This window comes from Aeromonas sp. SER (assembly GCF_038739615.1).
Classification (GTDB): Bacteria; Pseudomonadota; Gammaproteobacteria; order Enterobacterales; family Aeromonadaceae; genus Aeromonas; species Aeromonas jandaei.
The window spans coordinates 156383-175679 of record NZ_JBCGFC010000005.1; the positions used below are offsets into that span (position 1 = coordinate 156383).

General features: G+C 61.2%; 19 protein-coding genes. 9 read left to right on the plus strand and 10 right to left on the minus strand.

Annotated features, from left to right (window positions below; genetic code table 11):
• Positions 1-130: 130 nt before the first annotated feature.
• Positions 131-1030 carry a site-specific tyrosine recombinase XerD gene (gene xerD / locus AAHA41_RS09765; RefSeq protein ID WP_124241855.1) on the plus strand — a complete coding sequence of 300 codons (900 nt, stop codon included), beginning with the start codon at positions 131-133 and terminating at the stop codon, positions 1028-1030.
• A 75-nt stretch (positions 1031-1105) separates the two neighbouring features.
• Here the strand turns inward: xerD and mscL are convergent, their stop codons facing one another.
• Positions 1106-1516, minus strand: coding sequence for a large-conductance mechanosensitive channel protein MscL (mscL, locus tag AAHA41_RS09770; RefSeq protein WP_041209969.1), 411 nt, complete (start codon positions 1514-1516; stop codon positions 1106-1108).
• Positions 1517-1834: 318 nt separating this feature from the next.
• Here mscL and AAHA41_RS09775 point away from each other — a divergent pair, with 318 nt between their 5' ends.
• Together AAHA41_RS09775 and recJ are read left to right on the plus strand one after the other, a co-directional pair.
• The gene (locus AAHA41_RS09775) at positions 1835-2482 is read left to right on the plus strand and encodes a disulfide isomerase DsbC N-terminal domain-containing protein (protein ID WP_323070300.1); all 648 of its coding nucleotides are present in this window, start codon (positions 1835-1837) and stop codon (positions 2480-2482) included.
• Positions 2448-4178: a single-stranded-DNA-specific exonuclease RecJ gene (gene recJ, locus AAHA41_RS09780; RefSeq protein WP_323070276.1), complete on the plus strand. Its 1731-nt coding sequence runs from the start codon at positions 2448-2450 to the stop codon at positions 4176-4178. The genes AAHA41_RS09775 and recJ overlap by 35 nt, the downstream gene beginning before the upstream one ends.
• 100 nt (positions 4179-4278) lie before the next feature.
• Here the strand turns inward: recJ and lnt are convergent, their stop codons facing one another.
• From lnt to miaB, 5 genes are all read right to left on the minus strand, one after another.
• Positions 4279-5823, minus strand: coding sequence for an apolipoprotein N-acyltransferase (gene lnt / locus AAHA41_RS09785; RefSeq protein ID WP_323070275.1), 1545 nt, complete (start codon positions 5821-5823; stop codon positions 4279-4281).
• Between the two features lie 140 nt (positions 5824-5963).
• A complete protein-coding gene (gene corC, locus AAHA41_RS09790) occupies positions 5964-6848 on the minus strand; it encodes a CNNM family magnesium/cobalt transport protein CorC (protein ID WP_033112698.1) in 885 nt (294 codons plus the stop codon).
• Positions 6849-6947: 99 nt separating this feature from the next.
• On the minus strand, positions 6948-7412 hold the full coding sequence (ybeY, locus tag AAHA41_RS09795) for an rRNA maturation RNase YbeY (RefSeq protein WP_201929070.1): 465 nt from the start codon (positions 7410-7412) through the stop codon (positions 6948-6950).
• Entirely contained in the window at positions 7409-8458 is a 1050-nt protein-coding gene (locus AAHA41_RS09800; protein ID WP_215801776.1) for a PhoH family protein, read from the minus strand. The genes ybeY and AAHA41_RS09800 overlap by 4 nt, the downstream gene beginning before the upstream one ends.
• 54 nt (positions 8459-8512) lie before the next feature.
• Positions 8513-9946: a tRNA (N6-isopentenyl adenosine(37)-C2)-methylthiotransferase MiaB gene (gene miaB / locus AAHA41_RS09805; protein ID WP_033112695.1), complete on the minus strand. Its 1434-nt coding sequence runs from the start codon at positions 9944-9946 to the stop codon at positions 8513-8515.
• Between the two features lie 267 nt (positions 9947-10213).
• Here miaB and AAHA41_RS09810 point away from each other — a divergent pair, with 267 nt between their 5' ends.
• The 4 genes from AAHA41_RS09810 to AAHA41_RS09825 all read left to right on the plus strand — a co-directional run bounded on the left by AAHA41_RS09810 (position 10214) and on the right by AAHA41_RS09825 (position 14006).
• Entirely contained in the window at positions 10214-11377 is a 1164-nt protein-coding gene (locus AAHA41_RS09810) for an FAD-dependent oxidoreductase (RefSeq protein ID WP_323070274.1), read from the plus strand.
• 144 nt (positions 11378-11521) lie between these two features.
• Positions 11522-12088, plus strand: a complete 567-nt coding sequence (locus tag AAHA41_RS09815; RefSeq protein ID WP_323070273.1) for an isochorismatase family cysteine hydrolase — start codon at positions 11522-11524, stop codon at positions 12086-12088.
• Between the two features lie 119 nt (positions 12089-12207).
• Positions 12208-12870 carry an excalibur calcium-binding domain-containing protein gene (locus AAHA41_RS09820; RefSeq protein WP_323070272.1) on the plus strand — a complete coding sequence of 221 codons (663 nt, stop codon included), beginning with the start codon at positions 12208-12210 and terminating at the stop codon, positions 12868-12870.
• Positions 12871-13067: 197 nt separating this feature from the next.
• The gene (locus AAHA41_RS09825) at positions 13068-14006 is read left to right on the plus strand and encodes a diguanylate cyclase (protein WP_323070927.1); all 939 of its coding nucleotides are present in this window, start codon (positions 13068-13070) and stop codon (positions 14004-14006) included.
• A gap of 87 nt (positions 14007-14093) precedes the next feature.
• On the opposite strand, the gene AAHA41_RS09830 is transcribed toward AAHA41_RS09825, so the two are convergent.
• Positions 14094-15002, minus strand: a complete 909-nt coding sequence (locus AAHA41_RS09830) for a LysR substrate-binding domain-containing protein (protein WP_323070928.1) — start codon at positions 15000-15002, stop codon at positions 14094-14096.
• Positions 15003-15117: 115 nt separating this feature from the next.
• On the opposite strand from AAHA41_RS09830, the gene AAHA41_RS09835 reads away from it, so the two are divergent.
• Both AAHA41_RS09835 and AAHA41_RS09840 read left to right on the plus strand, forming a co-directional pair.
• A complete protein-coding gene (locus AAHA41_RS09835; protein ID WP_100653106.1) occupies positions 15118-15363 on the plus strand; it encodes a hypothetical protein in 246 nt (81 codons plus the stop codon).
• An 8-nt stretch (positions 15364-15371) separates the two neighbouring features.
• Positions 15372-16049: an HAD-IA family hydrolase gene (locus AAHA41_RS09840; protein ID WP_323070929.1), complete on the plus strand. Its 678-nt coding sequence runs from the start codon at positions 15372-15374 to the stop codon at positions 16047-16049.
• Between the two features lie 112 nt (positions 16050-16161).
• On the opposite strand, the gene AAHA41_RS09845 is transcribed toward AAHA41_RS09840, so the two are convergent.
• From AAHA41_RS09845 to rihC, 3 genes are all read right to left on the minus strand, one after another.
• A complete protein-coding gene (locus tag AAHA41_RS09845) occupies positions 16162-16764 on the minus strand; it encodes a nitroreductase family protein (protein WP_005335120.1) in 603 nt (200 codons plus the stop codon).
• Between the two features lie 184 nt (positions 16765-16948).
• Complete coding sequence (gene dcuC / locus AAHA41_RS09850; protein ID WP_323070930.1) at positions 16949-18310, minus strand: C4-dicarboxylate transporter DcuC; 1362 nt, start codon at positions 18308-18310, stop codon at positions 16949-16951.
• Positions 18311-18364: 54 nt separating this feature from the next.
• Positions 18365-19282 (minus strand): ribonucleoside hydrolase RihC, encoded by a 918-nt coding sequence (gene rihC, locus AAHA41_RS09855; protein WP_323070931.1) that lies wholly within the window; start codon positions 19280-19282, stop codon positions 18365-18367.
• Between the last annotated feature and the right edge of the window lie 15 nt (positions 19283-19297).

Here is a 19297-nt window from a genome sequence, read left to right on the forward strand (position 1 = left end):
CAGTCTAGCAGATTGGCTGCGTCCCTTCACCGCCCGATATCACGGGCAGATCAGGTCGCGGCAAGCGGCTTGCACATCCGGCAAGCAGAGGCGTTACAATGGGCCACTGTTCTTCTGACTGCGACCGACCATGAGCAAGCCCGAGCCACATCCCCTGATTGAACCCTTTCTCGATGCCCTCTGGCTGGAGCGGGGCCTCTCCGACAACACGGTCAGCTCCTATCGCACCGATCTGGAAAAATTCTCCCTCTGGCTCGACGAGCAGGGCAGCTCCTTGCTGCTGGCGGGGATGGACGAGATCCAGCACTACCTCGCGTGGCGGGTCGATCATCAGTTTGCCGCCAGCAGTACGGCCCGCTTTCTGTCGGCCCTGCGCCGTTTCTATCAGTACCTCAACCGCGAGAAGCTGCGCAGCGACGACCCCACCGTACTGCTGGAGGGGCCCAAGCTGCCCAAGAAGCTCCCCTCTGACCTGAGCGAAGCAGAAGTGGAAGCGCTGTTGACGGCGCCGCTGGTGGATGATCCGCTGGAGCTGCGGGACAAGGCGATGCTGGAGCTGCTCTACGCCACCGGATTGCGGGTCTCCGAGCTGGTGGGGCTGACTGCCGAGCATGTCAGCCTGCGGCAGGGGCTGGTGCGGGTGGTGGGCAAGGGCAACAAGGAGCGGTTGGTGCCCATGGGCGAGGAGGCGATGTACTGGCTGGAGCGCTACTACCGGGAGGGAAGAACCCTGCTGCTCGGCGGTACCAGCTCGGATGTGGTTTTCCCCTCCAAACTGGCCCGGATGATGACCCGCCAGACCTTCTGGCACCGCATCAAGCTCTATGCCCAGCGGGCCGGGATCAATGGCGAGTTATCCCCCCATACCCTGCGCCACGCCTTTGCCACCCACCTGCTCAACCACGGCGCCGATCTGCGGGTGGTGCAGATGCTGCTGGGCCACGCAGATCTCTCCACTACCCAGATCTACACCCATGTCGCCAACGAGCGGCTCAAGGCGCTCCATGGCGAGCATCACCCGCGGGCCTGAGCGGGTTGGGTGGCCAACAAAACAAAAAACCGCCTGCGGGCGGTTTTTTTATGAATACACGACGGGAAGTGACGCTTATTTGCCTTGCTGGGCTTTCAGCAGGTCGCGGATCTCGGTCAGCAGCTCCTGATCCTTGGTCGGTGCTGCGGGGGCGGCTGCTTCCTCCTCCTGCTTTTTCTTCAGGGTATTGATGGCCTTCAGCCCCATAAAGATGGCGAAGGAGATGATCAGAAAATCGATGATGGTCTGGATGAACTTGCCGTAGGCAATGACCACGGCAGGAGCGCTGCCTTCGGCAGCCTTCAGGGTGACTGCCAGGTCGCTGAAGTCCACGCCGCCCAGGATCAGGCCGATAGGCGGCATGATCACGTCACCGACGAAGGAGGAGACAATCTTGCCGAAGGCGGCACCAATAATGATACCGACCGCCATATCGATCACGTTGCCTCTGGATGCAAAGGCCTTGAACTCTTGTATCAGACTCATTCTTTCCTCCGAAATTAAGCACGCTAGCGTAGCGGTCGCGCCTTGTTCTGGCGGCGATCCGCTATCGGGAGCAGGGTAGCAAGAGCACATGCCACCTGTTCTCCCTGACTAGCTTGCTGAGGTTGGCTCTGCTTGGCAATCAGGGGGGCGTGATTTTTTGGTTCAACCTGATATTAATTTTTCGATAAATAGCAGGTTGAATGCTGAACTGTGCTGCTGTACTTTGTTGAGTCCATTCATTCATGCCACGTGAGTAAAAGAGTGAAGTATTTACTACTGGGAATGATGCTTTTGTGCACATTTACTGCCAAAGCGGGGATGGATCCCCAGGCCTTGAAAACAGCCATATCCACCAGGCTGGGGATATCCGTATATACGGTGGATCAGACGCCTATTGCGGGCCTGTATATGCTGGGCACCTCCAAGGGGGGGCTCTATAGCGATGCCAAAGGGGATTATCTGGTACAGGGGGTCATGCTGGACATGACTCGGGACATGAAGAACCTGACCATCTCCGGCATGCGCACTCAGCGTCGACTGGGATTGGCGCAGGCAGCCCATGCTCCCATTGTGCTCAAGGCCCGGGATGAGCGTCATCGGGTCGCGTTGTTTCTTGGCGAGAAGGATGCGGCACGGCGTCAGCTACCCGGGACTCTGCAACATCTGCAGGCATCCGGGGTGAGCATCGCGATCTATCCGGTCATTGACCATGCCGAGCGAGCCACCGACTGGTGCAGCGATCCCCTGCTGCAAAATTCGCCCTTCAAAGCTTATTTGCCTCAAAAGGAATGTAGTGAGACCCTTATCCAAAATATTGGCCTGAGCCAATGGTTGGGGGTAAAGGTACTGCCGGCCTGGATCTCCTCTGAAGGAGATCTGGTGCGGGGTTACCAGAGCCCTGAACAACTGCTCAAGATACTGGATAATTTTGATGCCTCTGCACATTCGTCGTCGTCCGCGAGTTGATGATTCCCATCTGCCCGCCAACCTGCATCCGCTGCTTCGCCAAATCTTCGCCAGCCGTGGCGTAGACGATCCCGTCCTGCTCGAGCGCAGCGCCAGCTCGCTGCTGCCACCCCAGCGCCTCTATGGCATGGAGCAGGCGGTGCCGCTGCTGGCCGATGCGCTGGCCGCCCAGAAGCGGATCCTCATCGTCGGTGACTTTGACTGCGATGGCGCCACCAGCTCGGCGCTGTGCGTGCTGGCCCTGCGCGCCATGGGCGGCCGCCATATCGATTTTCTGGTGCCCAACCGCTTCGAGTTCGGATACGGCCTTACCCCCGAGATCGTCGAGCTGGCGGTGGCCCGCGGCGCCGAGTTTCTGATCACGGTGGATAACGGCATCTCCAGCATCGCCGGGGTGGCGGCGGCCAAGGCGGCTGGCATGCAGGTACTGGTTACCGATCACCATTTGCCGGGTCAGGAGTTGCCTGACGCCGATGCCATCGTCAATCCCAACCAGCATGGTTGCGACTTCCCCTCCAAGTCGCTGGCCGGGGTCGGGGTCGCCTTCTACCTGATGGCGGCGCTCAATACTTACCTCAAGCACTCCGGCTGGTATGAGCGGCTCGGCATCGTAGCCCCCAATGTGGCGGATTACCTCGATCTGGTGGCGCTCGGTACGGTGGCCGACGTGGTGGCGCTCGACGGCAACAACCGCATTCTGGTGCATCAGGGTTTGCAGCGGATCCGGGCGGGTCGCTGCCGCCCCGGCATTCAGGCGCTGGTGGATGTGTCGGGCCGCGATGGTCGCCGCCTCACCGCCGCCGACCTCGGTTTTGCGCTGGGGCCGCGCCTCAACGCGGTGGGGCGCCTTGATGACATGTCGCTCGGGGTCGCCTGTCTGCTCTGCGATGATCTCAATCTGGCGCGCCAGCTCGCCTCCGAGATGGATAGCCTCAATCAGGAGCGCAAGGAGATCGAGCAGGGGATGCAGCAGGAGGCGCTTGCCACCCTGGAGCAGATCCGGTTTCGTGATGGCGAGGTTCCGTCGGGCATCGTGCTGCACCGCAACGAGTGGCATCAGGGAGTAGTGGGGCTGGTGGCCTCCAAGGTGAAGGAGAAGTACTACCGCCCGGTCATCGCCTTTGCCGAGAGCAGCGACACCGAGCTCAAGGGCTCCGGTCGCTCCATCCCTGGGGTGCATCTGCGCGATGCGCTGGAACTGCTCGACACCCGCCACCCGGGGCTGATGGGCAAGTTTGGCGGCCACGCCATGGCGGCGGGGCTGACCCTGCCCAAGGCCAATATCGAGGCGTTCGGTCGGGCTTTCGAGGCAGTCATCAGCGAGCTGGTGACCCCCGAGCTCTTGACCGGGGTGTTGCTCACCGATGGTGAGCTCTTGCCGGATGAGCTCAATATCGAGCTGGCGGAGCTGATCCGCGCCTCCGGCCCCTGGGGTCAGGCCTTCCCCGAGCCGCTGTTCGACGGCGAGTTCGTGCTGGTACAGCAGCGGCTGGTGGGGGAGAAGCACCTCAAGATGATGCTGACTACCGATTCCGGCCATGCGGTGGATGCCATCGCCTTCGGGGTCGATCTCAAGCGTTGGCCTGATGCTTCGGTGAAACGGGTGCGGCTGGTCTACCGGCTCGACGTCAACGAGTGGCGCGGCAACCGCAGCGTGCAGCTGCTGGTGGAGCATCTGGAGGCGGCCGGTCTCTGAGCTGATAACTTTTTTGGCTGTAGATAGCGGTAGGTAAGCAAAAGCTGGTAAGAAAAAGAGGCGCCCATGGGCGCCTCGTTTGTTATTCAGAGCAGATGACTCAGAGCTCGCGAGCCCAGGGGTGCGCTTTGGGGCGCAGCGCCAGGGCCAGACCCAGCAGCAGCACGGTCATGCCGTAGAGAGGCCAGTTGCCAAAGCGCATGTAGGGGGTGGCACCGTGGGCCGGGCGTACTTCGCTGCGCAGCACACCCGCTTCGAACTGCGGGATCTGGCCGATGATGCTGCCATCGATCTCGGTAACGATAGTGATGCCGGTGTTGGTGTCGCGCAGCAGCGGACGAGCCAGCTCCAGCGCACGCATCCGGGCGATCTCCATATGCTGCCAGGGGCCGATGCTGGTGCCGAACCAGGCGTCGTTGGAGACGGTCAGCAGGAAGTCGGTATCCGGGTTGACGTTGCGGCGCACCTCTTCCGGGAAGATGATCTCGTAACAGATAGCGGCGGCAAACTTGAGCCCCTTGGCGATCAGGTTGGGCTGCACCTCGTCACCCCTACTGAAAGAGGACATCGGCAGGTTGAAGAAGGGGGCGATGGGGCGCAGCAGATCTTCAAATGGCACGAACTCGCCGATGGGCAGCAGGTGGTACTTGTTGTAGCGGTTGGGGTGGCCGTAGAAGTAGGACTCCTTGCCATCCGCATCCTGTACCCCCATGCCGAGCACGGTATTGTAGAAGCGTTGCTGCTCCTCGTCGTAGTGGATGATCCCTGCCAGCAGGCCGGTCTCGTTCACCTTCATCGCCTTGTCGAGGTTCTCCAGATAGGGGCCCATGGTCTTCTCGAGGGCCGGGATCGCCGACTCGGGCCAGACGATGATGTCGGCATCCTGATTGTCGCGGCTCAAATCCTGATAGGTGCGTACCGTAGGGGCCAGCGCCTCCGGATCCCACTTGAGGGACTGGGCGATATTGCCCTGCACCAGCGCCACCTTGACCGGTTCGCCACGGGTTACCCAGTTGAGCTGCATCAGGCCATGAGCGCCGGCAGCCAGCAGGGCGGGCACAGCCAGCCACAGTGGCGAGCGGGACTTCCACACCAGCCAGATGGCGGAGGCACAGAATAGCAGTGCCAGGGTGATGCCCTGTACCCCGAGAACGGGAGCAAATCCCTTGAGCGGGCCGTCGATCTGGGTGTAGCCAAACCAGAGCCAGGGGAAGCCGGTCATCACCCAGCCGCGCAGCCAGTCGGCCAGCAGCCAGAGTGCCGGGAAGGCGAGCAGCCAGCGGCTCCAGTGACGACCGCTGAAGAAGCGGGCAAAGGCCCAGCAGGCCAGCGTCGGATAGAGCGCCAGATAGGCTGACAGACCAGCCAGCAGCACGAAAGCGACCGGCAGCGGTATGCCGCCAAATTCGGTCATGCTGACGTGGATCCACCACAGACCCGGCAAGAACAGCCCCATGGCGTAGCCAAAGCCGCGCCAGGCCGCCTGTTTGGGGCTGGCCTTGTCCAGCAGGGCGTAGAGGCCGAGCAGGGAAGGAATAACCAGCGGCCAGTAGCCGAAGGGGGAGAAGGCCAGCACAGCGATGGCACCAGAGGCCAACGCACTGAGGCTTAACAGAATTTTTGAAGTAACAGGGGATAATCTCACGGGCGATGGTGCTCGTCTTGGTCTGCAACTGGGTCGAATGGCCGGTATCTTACCCTGTACGGTTGCCAACGGCGAGCCTCCTGCCGTCCGGATAGCACAACGCCCCGGGGTCGGGGCGTTGTTCAATGCGCTCGGGCGGCTTACTGGGGTTCAGATTGCGCCACTGCGTGGTTCTCGGGGATCTTCACCTGCAACTGCTGCAGGCGGCGCTTGTCGGCATGCATCACCTTGAACAGGTAGCCGTCCAGCTCGATCTCCTCGCCCTTCTTGGGCAGGTGGCTGAAGGCGTGCATCACCAGACCACCGACCGTATCCACCTCTTCATCGCTGAACTTGGTGCCGAAGAAGTCGTTGAAATCCTCGATCTCGGTCAGTGCGCTGATGGAGAAGACCCGTTTGCTGAGGCGGCGGATCTCGTCCGGCTCGTCCTCGATGTCGTCAAACTCGTCGTCGATCTCGCCAACGATAAGTTCCAGAATGTCTTCAATAGTCACCAGACCGGAGACGCCACCGAACTCATCGACCACGATGGCCATGTGGTAGCGCTCTTCGCGAAACTCCTTGAGCAGGCGATCAACGCGCTTGCTCTCGGGGACGATCACCGTGGGACGCAGGATCTTCTCCAGTTGCAGCGGTTCGCTGGCATGGTGACCACCGAAACCGAAGGGGAGCAGATCCTTGGCGAGCAGAATGCCCTCGACATGGTCCTTGTCCTCGTTGATCACCGGGAAGCGGGAGTGACCCGACTCGATGATCACCGGCAGGATCTCGTCGATCGGCTGGGACTTCTCGATGGTGACCATCTGGGAGCGGGGGATCATGATGTCGCGTACCCGGAGATCGGCGATCTCCAGCACCCCTTCGATCATGTCCTTGGTGTCCTGATCGATAAGGTCACGCTCTTCGGCATCGGCTATCACTTCCACCAAATCATTGCGGTCTTTTGGCTCGCCCTGGAAGAGTTGGCTGAGCTTGTCGAGCCAGGTTTTCTTCGGCGAGCCGGTACTAGGGTGATCGTCGGTCATTTTTTCTCTTGGTTACTCATTGAATATACGGGGATTTCACTTCAGCTATATGAGGATGGCAGCCATCTGTTTCAAGCCGATGAACCGCCATGCTGCACATTACTCTTCGTCGCTCTGATAAGGGTCGGCAAAGCCCAGCTCCTGCATGATGTCGCGCTCAAGCGCTTCCATCTCTTCGGCTTCCTCATCCTCGATATGGTCATAACCTAGCAGATGCAGACTGCCGTGCACAACCATGTGGGCCCAGTGGGCCATGAGGGGTTTGCCCTGCTCCTGTGCCTCGCGCTCCACCACCTGACGGCAGATCACCAGATCGCCCAGCAGCGGCAGCTCCAGACCGGGTGGCGCCTCGAACGGGAAGGAGAGCACGTTGGTGGGCTTGTCCTTGCCGCGATAGGTGAGGTTGAGTTCGTTGCTCTCCGCCTCGTCGACGATGCGCACCGTCACTTCAGCCTCCGGCTGGAAGCCGAGAATGGTGCCGTCGAGCCAGCCCTGCAGCTGGGCCTCGCTTGGCAGGCCGTCGGTGCTGGCACTGGCCAGTTGCAGATCCAGGGTTACGCTCATTGCTCGCTCTCTTTGCTGGAGTTTGTTTGGCCGGCAACCTTCTCGGCTGCCTGTTTGGCGTCGAACGCCTCATAGGCCTGCACTATGCGGGCCACCACCGGATGGCGTACCACGTCGGTGGACTGGAAGAAGTTGAACGACAGACCATCAACGCCCTGCAGCACTTCCAGCGCGTGGCGCAGGCCGGACTTGGCATTGCGCGGCAGGTCGATCTGGGTGATGTCGCCGGTCACCACTGCTTTGGAGTTGAAGCCGATCCGGGTCAGGAACATCTTCATCTGTTCGGTGGTGGTGTTCTGGGCCTCATCGAGAATGATGAAGGCATCGTTGAGGGTACGGCCACGCATGTAGGCAAGCGGCGCCACCTCGATGATGTTGCGCTCCATCAGTTTCTCGACCCGCTCAAAACCCAGCATCTCGAACAAGGCGTCGTAGAGCGGGCGCAGGTAGGGGTCTACCTTCTGGGAGAGATCGCCGGGCAGGAAGCCGAGCTTCTCGCCCGCTTCCACCGCCGGACGGGTCAGCAGAATGCGGCGGATCTCCTGACGCTCCAGCGCATCCACCGCCGCTGCCACCGCCAGATAGGTCTTGCCGGTACCGGCCGGGCCTATGCCGAAGCAGATATCGTGGCGCACGATATTGGCGATGTACTGGGCCTGATTGGGGCTACGTGGCTTGATGAGACCGCGCTTGGTCTTGACCGTCACCTCCTTGCCATAGGGGATGGAGGGGGCCGGTTCGTCATCCTGCTCCAGCACCCGCGACTCCAGAATGGCCAGATGAACCATGTCGGGGGTGATGTCGGTTACCTTGCCACCCTTGAGGGGCTGGGTCTCCACATAGAGGTGCTTGATGATGACGGCGGCGGCATCCACCTGGGCCTGCTTGCCCAGCAGCTGGAAGTGGTTGTCACGGTAGCTGATCTCGATGCCGAGGCGGCGCTCCAGCTGCTTGATGTTGTCATCGAAGGGGCCGCAGAGACTGGCAAGACGCTGGTTGTCGGCGGGTTCGAGATGCAGGTTCAGGGTCGAGAGGTGTCGGCTCACAATATCCTCGTATCAGGGCGCTCCCCATCCGCCGGGCGGATGGGGAGGGGGAGATTAATGGGGAGTGAAGGCGGCCACGCCCAGCTCGTCCGGCACGTTGTCGGGACGACGGGCCAGAATGTCGCTCGGGGCGGTGGCGATACGCAGGTTCATCTCGCTCTCGCCGCGGATGAATTTGCCGCGCAGGGAGTTGGGCAGCACTTCGGTGATCTCCACGTCGGCAAAGCCGCCAATCAGGGTATGGGCCCCTTCGAAGTTGACCACCCGGTTGTTCTCGGTGCGACCACACAGCTGCATCGGGTCGAGCTTGGAGGGCCCTTCCACCAGAATGCGCTGGGTGGTGCCCAGCATGGAGCGGCCAATCTGCATCGCCTGATTGTTGATGACGTGCTGCAGGCGGGCCAGACGGGCTTTCTTCACTTCCATGTCGACATCGTCGGGCATGTCGGCGGCCGGCGTACCGGGGCGCGGACTGAAGATGAAGCTGAAGCTCATGTCAAAGCCGACATCCTCGATCAGCTTCATGGTGGCCTCGAAATCCTCATCGGTTTCGTTCGGGAAGCCAACGATGAAGTCGGAGCTGATGGTGATGTCGGGACGGGCGGCGCGCAGACGACGGAGCTTGGATTTGTACTCCAGAATGGTGTGCGGGCGTTTCATCATGGTCAGGATGCGGTCGGAGCCGCTCTGCACCGGCAGGTGCAGGAAGCTGACCACTTCCGGCGTGTCCTTGTAGACCTCGATGATGTCGTCGGTGAACTCGATGGGGTGACTGGTGGTGTAGCGGATACGGTCGATGCCGTCGATGGCGGCCACCAGACGCAGCAGCTCGGCGAAGGTGCAGATGCCGTCGTCATGGGTCGGGCCACGGTAGGCGTTGACGTTCTGGCCGAGCAGGTTCACTTCGCGCACCCCTTGCTGGGCGAGCTGGGCGATTTCATAGAGCACGTCGTCGAGCGGACGGCTCACCTCTTCACCGCGGGTATAGGGTACCACGCAGTAAGTACAGTATTTGGAGCACCCTTCCATGATGGAGACGAAGGCGGTTGCCCCTTCGGCACGCGGCTCGGGCAGGCGGTCAAACTTTTCGATCTCGGGGAAGCTGACGTCCACCTGGGCGCCACGTCCCTCCTGAACCTGTTTGATCATGGTGGGCAGGCGGTGCAGGGTCTGCGGGCCGAACACGATATCGACATAGGGAGCGCGTTGGCGAATGGCATCGCCCTCCTGGGAGGCCACGCAACCACCGACGCCGATCACCAGACCGGGCTTGTTTGCCTTGAGCTTTTTCCAGCGGCCCAGCTGGTGGAACACCTTCTCCTGCGCCTTTTCGCGGATGGAACAGGTGTTGAGCAGCAGCACATCTGCCTCTTCCGGCTCCTCGGTAAGCGTGTAGCCATTGCTGGCATCCAGCAGGTCGGCCATCTTGGACGAGTCGTACTCGTTCATCTGGCAGCCCCAGGTTTTAATGTGAAGTTTCTTGCTCATTGCTACTCTTGACTGGTTTTGAATTTGGCATTGTCAAAGGACCGGGCATTTTACTCCGCAATCGTGAGACTGCCTAGCGAATATCCAGTCCGGCCCCTTTGCCAGCGGGGGCGCCACGTGCGGGAGAAAATCGGCTTTCCCCTTGATTTGACGCAGCAATTCTCCACCCCCTTCACTGTTTATCCCGCCCCCTTGCGGTATCATGGCGCCATTCGGTTTGGCCCCGGCCACCCATGAACGGGGCGCCCCTTTTGCAGGAATAAAGTTATGGAACAGTGTGATATCGCCATCGTCGGCGCCGGCATGGTGGGGGCGGCTACCGCCTGTCTGCTGGCTGCCCAGGGCCTCTCGGTGCGGGTCATCGAAACCCAGCTGCCGGAGCAATACGCGCCGGAGCAGCCGCTGGATCTGCGGGTCTCCGCCATCAGTCAGGCCTCGGTGGCGCTGCTGGAACAGGCTGGCGCCTGGCACCATCTGCAGCAGATGCGGCTCTGCCCCTATCGCCGATTGGAGACCTGGGAGCTGGACGGTTTTGCCACCCGCTTCAACGCCGCCGATCTCGGCCTGCCCCAGCTCGGTTACATCATCGAGAACCGGCTGGTGCAGCTCGCCCTGCTCAAGCGGGTGGAAGATTTTCCCAACATCCAGACCCACACCCCGGCGGCGGTGACGAGCCTGCGCCAGAGTGCGGATGAAGCGGTGCTGACTCTGGACGACGGCACTGAACTGGCCGCCCGCTGGGTGCTGGCCTGCGACGGCGCCGAATCCCACACCCGCAAGCTGGCTGGCATCGGGGTATCGCGCTTCGAGTACCGCCAGCACTGCATGCTGATCAATATCGACACTGATTTCCCGCAGGAAGATATCACCTGGCAGCAGTTTACCCCGAGCGGCCCGCGCGCCTTCCTGCCGCTGCCCGGCCAGCATGGCTCCCTGGTGTGGTATGACAGTCCGGCCCGGATCCGGGCGCTGGCAGCCATGAGCAACGAGGCGCTCGCCGCCGAAGTGCGCCGCTACTTTCCAAGCCGTCTCGGCGGCTTTACCGTCACCGGCAAGGGGAGCTTCCCGCTGGTGCGCCGTCACGCCAACGACTACCACGCCGGTCGGGTGGTGCTGCTCGGCGATGCCGCCCACACCATCAACCCGCTGGCGGGGCAGGGGGTCAACCTCGGCTTCAAGGATGTGGCCTGCTGGGTCGACTTGCTGCAAGGGGCCGGCGCCGACTGGCATCAAGCTGTGCTGGCCGAGCGCTACGAGCGCCGTCGCCGCCCCGACAACCAGCTGATGCAGTCGGGGATGGATCTCTTCTACGGGGTGTTCAGCAACGAGATTGGCCCCCTCAAGCTGGCTCGCAATCTGGCCCTCAACCTGGCGGACAAGGCGGGCCCCCTGAAGGAGATGGCCCTGCGCTACGCGCTTGGACTGGTGTAAGCGGGGAGGATGCAGAAGGCCAATTGCCGCTCTGGCGGGTTTGCCTGCGCTGTTCATGTCTGCAAGGTTGGCTGGATGGGCTGTGCAGGCGCGAAAAAGCGAGTATAACGGGTCGGCTATCAACCACGATTTGGGAGAGAAGGGATGAACAAGGCACTACTGGTGATCGATTTTATCAACGACATCGCCCATCCTGACGGTCGCATTGCGACCACGGCCAACCATGTGATGGAGCAGAACGCCATCGCGCATGCCAATAAGGCGATGGCTTATGCCCGCGCCCACGATTGGCTGGTGGTGCTGATCAAGGTCGGTTTCGACAGCCGTTATCAACTGCAACCCAAGGGTTCCCCCATGTTTGGCCGGACCCATCAGCTTGGCGCCCTCTCACTTTGCGACAGCGGCACCGATTTTCATGCAGACCTCGATGTGCTGCCCGGTGATCTGGTGCTGGCCAAACCCAGAGTGAGCCCATTCTATGGTACTGCGCTGGAACCCGCCTTGCGGGCCAACCACATCGACCACCTCTATCTGTGCGGCGTAAGCACCAGCTGGGCCATTCAGTCGGCGGCGCGAGATGGTCACGATCGCGATTACGCCATCACCATTCTGGAGGATGCCTGCGCGGCGGCGGATGCCACCGAGCACCACACCTCGCTGCGGATGCTGAGCCGCATTGCCGAGGTCATCAAGGTGTCCCAGCTCGACTAACCCTTTGGCAGCAGGCTGCGCTTGCTCACTGTTTTGATATTTATGTCTGCGGCCCACTGTTGGGCCGCAGCTGTTTTGGGCAACATGAACAGATTGCCTGTGGCCACAAGGATGAGGACATGCGTTATCAGGGACGGATCGTGCATTGGAACGAGGAGCGCGGTTTTGGTTTTATCGTGCCCGAGCAAGAGGGCACGCAGAAAGGTGCTGAGCTGTTCGTGCACATCACGGCACTGCAAACAGATGGTTTGAGCCCGATGGCGGGAGAGCGGGTCTCCTATCTGATGGGGAGCGGTAAAGATGGCAAACCCCGCGCCGAACAGGTGTTTTTTCCTGACCGCCCGCTGTCGCTGGCGGCAGGTCATAGCTCTTCACGAGCAGAGCCCTCTTCGAGCCAACGTTCCAACGCTGGCCGCCCGTATACTCCTGCCAGTACGTATCGTCGTCCGCGCCCTGCCTATCAGCGCCGTAGCCGCTGGCGCAGCACGTTTGTTCCCCTGCTGTTGGTGGCACTGTGCCTTTTCAGCTATTCCCGCTTCTCGGCCGAGTCGGTGACGCCCGCGCCGGTCATCCCTGTCAGCAGTGATGAGAGTCGTATCGGTACTACTGACGACACAAACGCATCGCTGCCAACCCGCAGCTATCAGTGCGATGGTCGCCAATATTGCTCCCAGATGACCTCCTGCGAGGAGGCGACCTGGTTTTTGCAAAATTGCCCCAATACCAAAATGGATGGAGAGGGAGATGGCATCCCCTGTGAAAATCAGTGGTGCGGGAATTAAATACTATTTCTGAATAAAAAATTGATGATTTGTTCTTTTTTTATCCGGTTCGGGAGCTGGCCTGAAACCTTGCCGGATGGTGTGACATGGTGACATTTGGTCTCAGTTGGCTAAGTGAGAATTGGGTGCTTTACTCTACCTGCTGACCTAATTGTTAATAGCTGGCGAGGCGCCACTTTTGCCACAGGATGGCCACCATGATTGATAACATGCCGGGGGGGATGCGTCGCTTTGCCGAGCGAGCTCAGGATCTGGTTGCATTGCTGGATTCACTGGATGACCAGTTTGCAGTAATAGACGGCAACGGGGTGATCCATTATACCAACCTCGCCTGGAATCGATTCGCCGAGCAAAATGGCATGGCCAAGGGGTATAACTGGCGTGGCGTCAATTATTTAAGCGCTTGCGATGGCTCTGCTGAGCCTTCGGCGCTGAGCGCTATTGAGGGGTTGCGACGGGTCTTGCTGCGCCAGCAGGAGAGCTTCTATCTGGAATATCCCTGCCACAGCCCGGATACCCAGCGCTGGTTCATGATGCGCATTGTTCCGGTCAAAGGGATAGATGCCGAGTTTTATGTCATCACCCATTCCAATATTACCGAGCGAAAATTGCTGGAGCTCGAGGTCGCCAACCTTTCCCTCCATGACCCGCTGACCGGATTGGCCAACCGGCGGTTCTTCAACAACTTCCTGCACAACGAGTGGCGCCGCAGCGTGCGCGAGCATACCCCCCTCTCCCTCATCATGCTCGATCTCGATAACTTCAAAGCCTGCAATGACCATCTTGGCCATCAGATGGGGGATGGCTCCCTCCAGCTGGTGGGCCATCTGTTGCAATCCTTTTGCCAGCGCCCGGCTGATCTGCCCTGCCGCTTTGGCGGTGACGAGTTTGCTCTGATCCTCGGTAATACCAACAGAGAGGCTGCGCAACGGATTGGCGAGGAGATCCGCCAGGCCATCCACGATCTCGACATCGTGGTAGCGGACAATATCCAGCTCAGTGCCAGCATTGGCATTGCCACCTACACGGCAGAGCAACCGCTGGAGGGGGAAGGGGAGTTGCTGGCTGCGGCCGATGCGGCGCTCTATAGCGCCAAGGGGGCGGGTAAGAACCGTAGTTATTGCACCAACTGTTGAGCCTGACCGCCGCTTTTGTTGTTAATGCGCCCCCTTCCGGGGGCGCACTGTTTTGGCTGGGTATTGAACAACCCATAGCCGCAGCCATCAGCGCTCGGGCGTGGCCGAGATTGGCGTAGGGTGCGCGGCGATCACCAGCTTGACGAAGCTGTCGCGGATGGGATCGGCAAACAGGGGATTCCATACCAGACTGACCTCCCACTCGGAATTGGGGCCGGAGAGAGGATAGAGGGTGACGTCAGGGCCGGCGATAAAGCTGACGCTGCGCGGCAGGATGGCGTTGCCGATCCCGGCGGCCACCAGCGCTACCAGCGTCTGGATATCTTCGGCCTCCTGGATCATCCCGGTCAGCCGGTTGGCGCCGAGAAAGCTGGCGATCTGCTGGCTGAGGCCGGGGCAGCGGTGGCCCACCATCTGCAGCAGCGGCTGGCTGGTCAATGCCTGCTGGAGATCAAACGCAGCCGGATCTGGCTGGGTCATCCGGGTTGGCACCGCCAGCACCAGCCGATCAATCAGCAACCTGTGCTCGCGCAACTGCGGCAGCTCGGGGCGGCGCATAAAGCCAAGCTGGAGCTGGCCGGAGAGCAGCTGTTCCTGCTGGATGGCGGAGGGCATATCCTGCAGATGCACCATCACATCGGGCACCTGCTGCTTGAAGCGGGCGACCAGCGAGGGGGCCAGTGCAAAGCTCGATAGACCAAAGCCAATCTTGAGCCGACCGGCGACTCCGCTCGCCACCGCCAGCGCATGGCTCTCGAACTCCCGCCCGTGCTCGACCAGCGCACTCGCCTGGGTCAACAGCTGGGCGCCGACGGCGGTCAGTTCTGCGCCGTGGCGACCGCGATTGAACAGGGTGCTGCCGAGGGTCTGCTCCAATCCCTGGATCTGCTTGGTGAGGGCGGGCTGGGTAACAAAGAGGCGATTGGCCGCTTCCCGGTAGTTGGCGGTCTCGGCCAGCATCACGAACGCCTGCAGTTGTTTAAGGTCGAATTTCATTCCGTTTGATTATCGAAAGTGGCCATTTGCTCATTATAAATTATCTAAACGCCCTGTTCTAATGGCGCTGAAAGGGGAGCCGAGTCCCCTCCGGTCTGGAACAAGGAGTCATATCATGTCGACCCAACGCTATCTCTTTTTGATCAAAGGCACCCTGGTGCTGGCCCAGCCGCTGGCCGCGCCTGAAACGGGGGAGCTGCTTGCCAGCCTGCTCCAGCAGGGATTTGTGGTCGGCCCGCTGCAGGTGTGGGCTGGCAGCGCCGAACAGGCGCTCGCCTGTTATGAACGTGCCGCCCAGCAGCAGGCTTTTGCCGATGCGCTGCAGGGGGCTGAGCCAGAGCTTACGGGAGTATCGGCATGATTACCGGCATGAATCGTGAACCGGGCGTTTGTACAGGCGACACAAAAACCGTGGTGGTCGCCGCCCTGCTGCTCGATATGGATGGCACCCTGGTCTGCTCGACCGACGATGTGGAGCAGGTATGGCGGATCTGGTGTCGTGACCATCAGCTCGCTCCCGAGCCGGTGCTGGCGATGTGCCACGGCATGCGCTCGCGGGAGGTGATCCGGGCGCTGGCCCTGCAACTGGATGTGGAGCGGGAGGCGGCGCGGCTCGACGAGCTGGAGATGCTGCATACCGGCGGCGATGCCATCGCCGGATGTGGCGAGTTGCTGCGCCACTTGCCACCACTGCGCTGGGCCATCGTGACCTCCGCCAGTGAGCGGGTTGCCCGTCACCGCCTGCATTGTGCCGGTCTGCCGCTGCCCAACCTGCTGGTGGGGGCCGAAGCTGTGGTCAATGGCAAACCCGATCCCGAGCCCTATCTGCTGGGGGCTGAACGGCTTGGTGTCTCGCCCGCTCGTTGTCTGGTGTTCGAGGATGCCCCGGCCGGTATCGAGAGCGCCCTGAAGGCAGGCTGCGCCGTGGTACAGGTGGGGGGCGATGCGCCGCTCAATCCGGCGGTGGTGGCGGTGATCCGCGACTGGCGCGAGGTGAAGGTGGAGTTGGGGGAAGACGACTCCCTGCTGGTGACGCTGCCCGCCTGAGCTGTGGAGATAATGGATGGTGGCCGCATATGCGCTATGAACCAGCGCCATCCGCACTCTATGTCGCAATAAAAACGCCCCCGATCTGCGGGGGCGTTTTGCTATCTGACCGTTATTTGAAAACGCGGAAACGGGTGGCGTCGTCGATAAAGGTCTTCTCTCCGGCCGGTTGCTTGATGCTGCCAAAGGGCATCTGGGCGCGCAGCAGCCAGCTGGCGGGCAAGTTCCACTCCTTGCGTACCGCCTCGTCGATCAGCGGATTGTAGTGCTGCAGGGAGGCGCCGACCTTCTCCTGCGCCAGCGTCGTCCAGACCGCAAACTGGGCGATGCCGGTGGCATGTTCCGACCAGATGGGGAAGTTGTCGGCATAGAGGGCGAACTTTTGCTGCAGATCCTTGATGACGTCGGTGTCTTCAAAGAACAGCACTGTGCCGAAGCCTGCGCGGAAGCTGCCATCCACCTTGGCCTCACTCTGGGCGTAGGCCTCCGGCGGTACGATCTTTTTCAGCTCGGCTTTGACGATATCCCACAGCTTGTGGTGCTGGGCGCCAAACAGGATGACGGCGCGGGAGCTCTGGGAGTTGAAAGAGGAGGGGCTGTGCCTGATGGCATCCTGGATCAGGGCCGTCAGCTGCTCCGGCGTATGGGAGACTTGGTCACCCAGGGCATAGATGGTACGACGTGCTTTGATCTGCTCGATAAACGGACTGCTCATAACATCTCCTTTGCTTGATAGTCACCGGGCGCCAGCCTTGTGGCCAGCCATCCCCTGTTGTTCAAGCTATAGACTATACCACCCGATTATCTTCCGGGCGTTTACATGCAGTGGGTTCACTTTCAACCGGGGGTAAAAAACCGTCTGCAGGCGACCGGATTGATCGCCTGCAGATGGAGCTGGTTTAGCTGAACAGCAGGTAGGAGAGGGTCATGCAGCAGATGATGCCCGAGATGATGGGCACCGAGGTGCGCTTGATGATCTCGATGGGGTTGCTGCCGGTGATCGAGGCGATGACGATGATCACCGCGGCGACCGGCGACATGGAGCGGATCAGGTTGGCGGTGAGCTGCATCGGCAGGGCCACCGCCACGCTGTTGACCCCAACCTTCTCGGTGATTTCGGGAATGATGTTGATAAAGGAGTAGAAGACCGCCAGACCGCTGCCGCTGATAAAGCCGATCAGCGCCGCCGTGCCGGAGAAGAAGAACATCAGGATGGAGCCGACGCCGTCGATGTGTTTCACGCTATCGACCAAGGTATCTATGATGCCGATGGCTTTCAGTCCCTCCACCAGCATGCTGGCCGCCACGATGAGCGAGACCACCTGAGCCAGACCCGTCCCCATACCGGTGAAGAAGATGGCGAACTCCTTGCTGGTCTCCTTGATATTGCCTTTGCGCAGCAGCTCCACCCCTATGGTGAGCAGCAGGCAGACGAAGGTGATCTCCACCAGCCCGAGGGAGATATGGGTGAAGCAGATGCCGAACAGCAGTACCAGCACCAGTGGTAGCACCGGAAAGAGGCCGTAGTAGGCGGGTGGCAAGCTGGTGGGCACGGCGAGCGACTCCTCTTTTTCTTCCAATCCGCCGCGCGCCTGCTGCCGCTTGTCCATCGCCTTTTGCCAGAAGTAGTGCACCACCGCCATCAACGCCAGCGTCGGCAGCGAGATGGGAGCGTGGTAGGAGACGATGTACTCCACCAGCGGGATCCCCAGCTTCTGGGCGGCCAGCACGTTATCGGCCCCCAGCGGGCTGGGCATGATGGTGGCGGTGGTTGCAATGACGGCCCCCGCGGTAAGGGAGGACATGTTCGACGCCTTCAGTACCGGATAGAGGGTGGCCATCAGCAACACCGCCAGACTGGCTGCGCTTGGCACCACCAGCGAGAGCAGGTTGCCCAGCAGGAAAATCACCGGCACCAGCAGATAGGGGGAGCGGATGCGGCTCAAGGGGCGGGTCAGCAGCATGACGGTGACATCGTTGGCGCCGATGTGGCTCATGTAGCTGGAGAAGCCGAACAACACCATGATGGTGAGGCCGACATTGCCCATCTGGCTGATGAAGATCTGCTTGATCTGGACGAAGGGATCAAGCCAGCTGAGGCCGCTGCTCTGCGCTGCAGGCAGCAGGGGGTGGCCCAGTCCAACGGCGGCAAACATCAGCAGCAGTCCGGCGCCAAACAGCACTATCTTGGCATCGTAGTTTTTGGCAATGAGATAGCCGCAGATGACCAGGATCAGGGTGCTGACAATTATTTCCAGCATGTTTCCAACACTCTCTTCTTGATGTGAATGGGCCAGCGGGCTGGCGGTTCGGGATCAGATGGCGCGGGCAAGGGTCTCCATGCACCAGGCCCTGAATCCGGGCACGTCGATATCGAGGCATACCTCGGCGTTGGGCAGTTGCTTGAGCCGGTTGTTGATATCCACCGAGGTGGTGCCGAGGGTGTGTTCACCCCGGGTCTCGATGGCCACATGGCAGGCCCGGGTGATAAAGAGGTCGGGGCGCACCAGATAGGCGATGGCGCAGAGATCGTGCATCTTGAGCCCGGTCTGCATGCTGCCGCCGCGATAGTGGCCGAACAGGGCGTGGAGCATGGCGCCGGTGCGGTTGAGGGCGGGTAGCGCCGCAATCATCTCGCCGGTCAGGGTGGCCCGGCTGGTGACATCGAGCCCGCACATCACGATGGGCAGGCCGCAGCTGAAGACGATGTGGGCCGCCTCCGGGTCCACGTAGATATTGAACTCGGCATTGGGGGTGTGGTTGCCCCGACCGGCCGAGCCGCCCATCAGCACGATCCGCGCGATCTTCTCCTGGCACTCGGGGTGCAGGGTGAGCAGCAGGGCGATATTGGTCAGCGGCCCGATGGGCACCAGCGTCATGGGTTGTTCGCTGGCGAGCAGAGTGGCCTTCATGGCTTCGACGGCATGCATCGGCAGCGGCTGTTGCCCGGGCTCGGCAAACTCGTAACCATCGAGGCCGGAGTGGCCGTGGATATGGCTGGCATTGTCGAGGGGGCGCACGAGGGGTTGGCTGGCCCCCTGTGCCACCGGCACCTCTTTGCCGAAAAAGTGCAGCAGGCGCAGGGCGTTGCGGGTGGTCTTGTTGACATCGACATTGCCGGCGACCGTGGTGATGAGCGCCAGATCGATCCCGGGGTGAAACAGGGCGGCGGCGATGGCAACGGCATCGTCGATGCCGGGGTCGGTGTCCAGAATAATGGCGACAGGGTTCACGCTGTTCTCCTCGAG

Bases quoted from the DNA above. Each gene is read 5' to 3' on its own strand.
- xerD (WP_124241855.1), top strand. From the start codon at position 131: ATGAGCAAGCCCGAGCCACATCCCCTGATTGAACCCTTTCTCGATGCC.
- mscL (WP_041209969.1), bottom strand. From the start codon at position 1,516: ATGAGTCTGATACAAGAGTTCAAGGCCTTTGCATCCAGAGGCAACGTG.
- AAHA41_RS09775 (WP_323070300.1), top strand. From the start codon at position 1,835: ATGGATCCCCAGGCCTTGAAAACAGCCATATCCACCAGGCTGGGGATA.
- recJ (WP_323070276.1), top strand. From the start codon at position 2,448: ATGCCTCTGCACATTCGTCGTCGTCCGCGAGTTGATGATTCCCATCTG.
- corC (WP_033112698.1), bottom strand. From the start codon at position 6,848: ATGACCGACGATCACCCTAGTACCGGCTCGCCGAAGAAAACCTGGCTC.
- ybeY (WP_201929070.1), bottom strand. From the start codon at position 7,412: ATGAGCGTAACCCTGGATCTGCAACTGGCCAGTGCCAGCACCGACGGC.
- miaB (WP_033112695.1), bottom strand. From the start codon at position 9,946: ATGAGCAAGAAACTTCACATTAAAACCTGGGGCTGCCAGATGAACGAG.
- AAHA41_RS09810 (WP_323070274.1), top strand. From the start codon at position 10,214: ATGGAACAGTGTGATATCGCCATCGTCGGCGCCGGCATGGTGGGGGCG.
- AAHA41_RS09815 (WP_323070273.1), top strand. From the start codon at position 11,522: ATGAACAAGGCACTACTGGTGATCGATTTTATCAACGACATCGCCCAT.
- AAHA41_RS09820 (WP_323070272.1), top strand. From the start codon at position 12,208: ATGCGTTATCAGGGACGGATCGTGCATTGGAACGAGGAGCGCGGTTTT.
- AAHA41_RS09825 (WP_323070927.1), top strand. From the start codon at position 13,068: ATGATTGATAACATGCCGGGGGGGATGCGTCGCTTTGCCGAGCGAGCT.
- AAHA41_RS09830 (WP_323070928.1), bottom strand. From the start codon at position 15,002: ATGAAATTCGACCTTAAACAACTGCAGGCGTTCGTGATGCTGGCCGAG.
- AAHA41_RS09835 (WP_100653106.1), top strand. From the start codon at position 15,118: ATGTCGACCCAACGCTATCTCTTTTTGATCAAAGGCACCCTGGTGCTG.
- AAHA41_RS09840 (WP_323070929.1), top strand. From the start codon at position 15,372: ATGAATCGTGAACCGGGCGTTTGTACAGGCGACACAAAAACCGTGGTG.
- AAHA41_RS09845 (WP_005335120.1), bottom strand. From the start codon at position 16,764: ATGAGCAGTCCGTTTATCGAGCAGATCAAAGCACGTCGTACCATCTAT.
- dcuC (WP_323070930.1), bottom strand. From the start codon at position 18,310: ATGCTGGAAATAATTGTCAGCACCCTGATCCTGGTCATCTGCGGCTAT.